4 protein-coding genes are annotated in these 4,995 nt (G+C 69.5%); all 4 read left to right on the top strand.

Going from position 1 to position 4,995, the window contains the following annotated elements:
• Positions 1-10: 10 nt before the first annotated feature.
• The gene (locus tag G4D87_RS33495) at positions 11-568 is read left to right on the top strand and encodes a chalcone isomerase family protein (protein ID WP_163786751.1); all 558 of its coding nucleotides are present in this window, start codon (positions 11-13) and stop codon (positions 566-568) included.
• Positions 569-699: 131 nt separating this feature from the next.
• The gene (locus G4D87_RS33490) at positions 700-1,506 is read left to right on the top strand and encodes an OmpA/MotB family protein (RefSeq protein WP_163786750.1); all 807 of its coding nucleotides are present in this window, start codon (positions 700-702) and stop codon (positions 1,504-1,506) included.
• A 39-nt stretch (positions 1,507-1,545) separates the two neighbouring features.
• The gene (locus G4D87_RS33485; protein WP_163786749.1) at positions 1,546-4,158 is read left to right on the top strand and encodes a TonB-dependent receptor domain-containing protein; all 2,613 of its coding nucleotides are present in this window, start codon (positions 1,546-1,548) and stop codon (positions 4,156-4,158) included.
• A gap of 2 nt (positions 4,159-4,160) precedes the next feature.
• The coding region (locus tag G4D87_RS33480; protein WP_163786748.1) for a hypothetical protein at positions 4,161-4,995 on the top strand (835 nt) is incomplete at its 3' end.

Below are 4,995 nucleotides of genomic sequence, written 5' to 3'. Positions count from 1 at the left end.
GGTCGGGCGCATGCGTACTCAGGCGTGGGGTGGGAAGCTGCGGTGTCTCGTGGTGGGCATGCTGCTCGTCGCGGGGGCCGCGCAGGCGGGACAGAAGCAGGTCGGCGGCGTGCTCATGCCGGTGTCGCTGAACCTCAAGGGGCGCACCGTCGAGCTCGCCCACATGGAGCTGCACAAGCAGCTCTTCTTCAAGGTCTACGTCTGGAGCCTCTACATGGAGGACCGGCCACGCTCCACGCGCGAGGCCATCCACTCCAACTCCGTGAAGCGGCTCCACTTCCGCTTCCTGCGCAGCATCTCCAAGGATCAGCTCGTGGGCAGCTTCCGGGACGGGTTGGAGCACAGCCCCGCCCTGCGTCACGGCGGGCCGCTGGCGAACCACCTGCGCATCATGCTCGCGTCGCTCAAGGACGTGCAGAAGGGCGAGGACCTCGTCATCACCTACACGCCGGGCGTCGGACTCGAAGTCGGTGGAGACGCCTCCGGTGGCGTCTTCATCCCCGGCAAGCACTTCGCGGACGCCCTCTTCTCCGTCTGGCTCGACTCTCATCCTATTTTTCCGCGCTGACTGACACGCTTGGCTGTGTGTCAGCCGTTCAGTCGTTTCAGCTCAAAATAAGTGCGAGGTTCTTCCTGACCCGGAGCACCACCAGCGATAGGCTGGCGCTTCATTCACAGGTGTCAGGAGGACACGTACATATGCGGAAACCGTTGGCTCTGGCTGCTCTCGTCGCGCTCTCCACCACCACGGGCTGTGTTTCGCAGGGGAAGTTCGACGCCAAGGCGCTCGAGGCGGAGAGCTTCGCCAAGGGCCTCAACGACGAGAAGGGTGCTCGCGAGGCCGCCGAAGCCAAGGTGAAGGCCCTGGAAGAGAAAATCGCGGAGCTGGAGCAGGAGCGGGAGGCGCTGAACACCCGCCTGAGCACCGCTGAGTCCCGCCTCACCGCGGGCACCGCGGAGCGCCGCGCGCTGGAGGAGAAGAACGCGCAGCTTGCCGCCCTCAACGACGAGCTGGCGCGCAACACGAAGAAGCTGGCCCAGGCGAAGGAGGAGCTGGAGAAGCGCAGCTCCGAGTACGAGAACCTGGCCCAGAGCCTCAAGCAGGAGATTTCCGACGGCAAGATTCAGCTGTCCGAGCTCAAGGGGAAGATGACCGTCCAGCTCAAGGACAAGATTCTCTTCGCCTCAGGCTCCGCCCGGGTCGGCAAGGAAGGCGAGGAGGCGCTGAAGAAGATCGCCGACGCGCTCAAGACGGTGCAGGGGAAGATCATCCGCGTGGAAGGCCACACGGACGACGTCCCCACCGGCGGCGGGCAGTTCCCGTCCAACTGGGAGCTGAGCCTGGCGCGCGCCATGGCGGTGGTCCGCTCACTCCAGAACGCTGGCGTGGACCCGACGTTCCTCTCCGCCGCGGGTTACGGGCAGTACCAGCCCATCGCGGCCAATGACTCGGCGGAGAATCGCAGTCTGAACCGCCGCATCGAAATCGTGCTCGCGCCGAAGTAGGCGCCGCATTAGGAGGGGCGCGGGAGTCCCGCGCCCCTCATGAAAATCCTCCTCGCCCTCCTCTGTCTCCTCGCCGCCACTGGCGCCTCCGCCCAGCAGGACGCGGGCGTCACCGATGCTGACGCCGGCGCGCCGCAGGGTGTGTTGACGAAGCCTCCCGCGCTGATGCGCCAGGTGGAGGCCGCCTATCCGCCTCAAGCCGCTGCCCAGCAGTTGGAGGGCACGGTGGTGATGTGGGTCGACATCTCGGAGACGGGCGCCGTCTCCAATGTCGAGGTGTCCCAGCCCGCCGGCCACGGCTTCGACGAGGCCGCGGTGGCGGCGGTCCGCCAGTTCCAGTTCGAGCCCGCAGAGGTGGACGGCGTCCCCGCGCCGGTGCGCATCGAATACGCCTACCAGTTCGTCTTCCGTCCGCCGCCGCCGCCAGAGGGTGAGGCCGCCGCCGTGGAGCCCGAGGCCCCGGTGAACTTCAGCGGCCGGGCGCTGGAGCGGGGCACGCGGGACGCGCTCCTGGGCGCGGAGGTGGTGCTGCCCGCGCTGGAGCGCTCCACCGTCACCGACGAGGAGGGTCGCTTCTCCTTCCGCGGCATCCCCCTGGGGACGCACGAGGTGCTGGTGGTGCAGAGCGGCTACGAGCGCTTCCGCACCGAGGAGACCTTCACGGAAGGCCAGGAGACGCGCGCCACGTACTACGTGCGAAAGCGCATCTTCGGCGCGTTCGAGACGGTGGTGCGCAGCGAGCGCGAGCGCAAGGAGGTGACGCAGACCACGCTCCAGCTGGCGGAGGTGCAGCGCGTCCCCGGCACCCAGGGTGACACGCTGAAGGTGGTGCAGAACCTGCCCGGCGTGGCGCGCCCCGCCTTCAACGGGGGCCAGCTCGTCATCCGCGGCACGGGCCCGCAGGAGTCCGGCGTCTTCCTCGACGGGCAGCGAATCCCGCTGCTCTACCACTTCGGCGGGCTCACCTCCGTCTACAACTCGGAGCTGCTGGAGGCGGTGGACTACCTGCCCGGCAACTTCTCCGCGTACTACGGCGACATCACCGGCGGCGTCATCAACGTGCGCAGCCGCGAGCCGCGCACGGACCGGCTCCACGCCACGGTGGGCGTCAGCCTCATTGAATCCAACGCGGTGGTGGAGGGGCCCATCACCGACACGCTGAGCTTCGCGGTGGCGGGGCGGCGCTCGTACATCGACCTGGTGCTGGGCCTGGTGCCGCAGGGCGACAACGGCCCCAGCCTCCAGGTGGCGCCGCGCTACTACGACGCGCAGCTCAAGCTGGTGTGGAAGCCGAGGTCGCGCCACACCTTCACGCTGCAGGGCCTCACCTCGCGCGACAGGCTGGGGCTCGTCTTCGACCGGCCGGCGGATGACGACCCCACCGTCACCGGCGGCTTGAATGTCACCACCGGCTTCAACCAACTGCGCCTGCGGCACCAGTACCGCGCGGACGCGCTCACCCTGGACACGCACGGCCTGGTGGGCAACACGCTGGTCCAGTTCGGCATTGGCGACCGGGGCCTGCGCATCGCCTCCACGGACCTGAACCTGCGCTCCACGGTGGAGTACGCCTTCGGTGAGGCGCTCACGCTGGCGGGCGGCATCGACGTGGTGAGCAACTTCGCCCGCGTCACCGCGCGCATCCAGGGCCTCTCCCGCGAGGGGGAGCCGCCCACGCCCACCGTCACCGACGACGTGCTCACCGCGGACGGCGACTTCCTCCAGTACTTCCCCTCCACCTGGGTGGAGGCGCGCTGGCGCCCCGCGCCGCGCCTGCTGCTGGTGCCGGGCCTGCGCGCGGAGAGCTACGTCTTCACCGACCAGACCCAGGCCCGCCGCACCTTCAACCCGCGGCTGGCGGTCCGCTATGGGCTGACGGACACGCTGACGCTCAAGGGCGGCGCGGGCGTCTACCACGGGCCTCCCGTGCAGGACGAGCCGAGCGTGGCCTTCGGCAACCCGGACCTGCGCGCGAAGCGGTCGCTCCAGTACAGCGTGGGCGCGGAGTGGCAGGCGCGGCCGGAGTGGTTCGTGGGCGGCGAGGTCTTCTACAACGATTTGGATGGGCTCATCGTCCGCTCCAACGCCACGGTGGTGCGCGACGGCCAGCAGGTGCCCGAGCGCCTGAGCAACGGCGGCGTGGGCCGCATCTACGGCCTGGAGGTGCTGGTGCGCCGCGCGCTGACGGACCGGCTCTTCGGCTGGGTCTCCTACACGCTCAGCCGCAGCGAGCGCCGGGACGCGCCGGGCGTGGGCTGGCGCCTCTTCGACAATGACCAGACGCACGTGCTGACCGCGATTGCGTCCTACAAGCTGCCGGCGGGCTGGGAGGTGGGCGCGCGCATGCGCTTCGCTTCGGGCAACCCCACGACGCCGGTGGTGGGCTCGGTGCGCGACGACGGGTCGGACGTGTTCATCCCGCTCTACGCGGCGGTGAACTCGCGCCGGCTGCCGTCCTTCAACCAGCTGGACATCCGCGTGGACAAGAACTTCGTCTTCGAGAAGTGGGCGCTCAACGTCTACCTGGACCTCACGAACGCCTACAACAACCCGGCGGTGGAAGGCATCGCCTACAACTACAACTACACCCAAAGCGCCTTCTTCGAAGGACTGCCCATCCTTCCCATCATCGGCGCCCGGGGGAGCTTCTGAGCATGCGTTCCATCCTCCCCGCGCTCGGAGCGCTGCTGCTGGCCGGCTGCGGTCCCGACTTCGAGCTGCAGAGTGAAATCCGGCGCGTGCGCGTGCTGGCCATCCAGGCGGAGCCCGCCGAGCTGGTGGTGGACCCGGACGCCTCCGCGCTGCCCGGGCCCATGACGTTCAGCGCGCTGGCGGTGACGCCGGACGCGCGCCCCGTCACCGTCCGCTATGCGCTGTGCCGCTTCACCGGCAATCCCTATGACGGGCGGTGCCCGGGGGACGACAGCGTGCCGTTGCCGGACGGCGAGCTGTCGCTGTCGGATGCGGATGTGCAGGCGGTGTTGCTGGAGGCGCTGGCCGCCGGCGACCCGGGCGGCGGTGGAACGCTGGACCCGGAGGACCCGGCGCTGCGCGAGGCGCTGGCCCGGGGCATTCCCCTCTTCATCGGTTACGAGGCCACGGACGGCAGCGGCACGCCGGAAGGCACGGAGCGCGGCGTGCGCCGGGTGACGCTGCGGGCCACCCCCACGCCCAACCAGAACCCGGTGGTGTCGGACGTCCTGTGGGACGGCGCGCCGCTCACCGGCCCCTTGCCCGTGTCGCGCGAAGTCACCTTCACGCCGGTGCTGGCCGAGGGCAGCGTCGAAATCCAGGAGACGGACGAAGGCCCGCGCCCCGAGCAGGTCTTCTTCAGCTGGTTCGCCACGGGCGACGGCGAGGTGAAGGAGTTCCGCTCCCAGGCGCCCGTGGAGGGCCGTCCGGGTGACCCGACGTCCGCCTACGACACCCCCGCGACGCCCCAGCGCGTCACCTTCTGGGTGGTGGCGCGGGATGGGCGCTGTCTCTTAT

It is taken from the genome of Myxococcus vastator (genome assembly GCF_010894475.1).
Taxonomy (GTDB): Bacteria; Myxococcota; Myxococcia; order Myxococcales; family Myxococcaceae; genus Myxococcus; species Myxococcus vastator.
The sequence above is the reverse complement of the archived record's forward strand: the minus strand, read 5'-3'. Positions and strand labels throughout refer to the sequence as shown.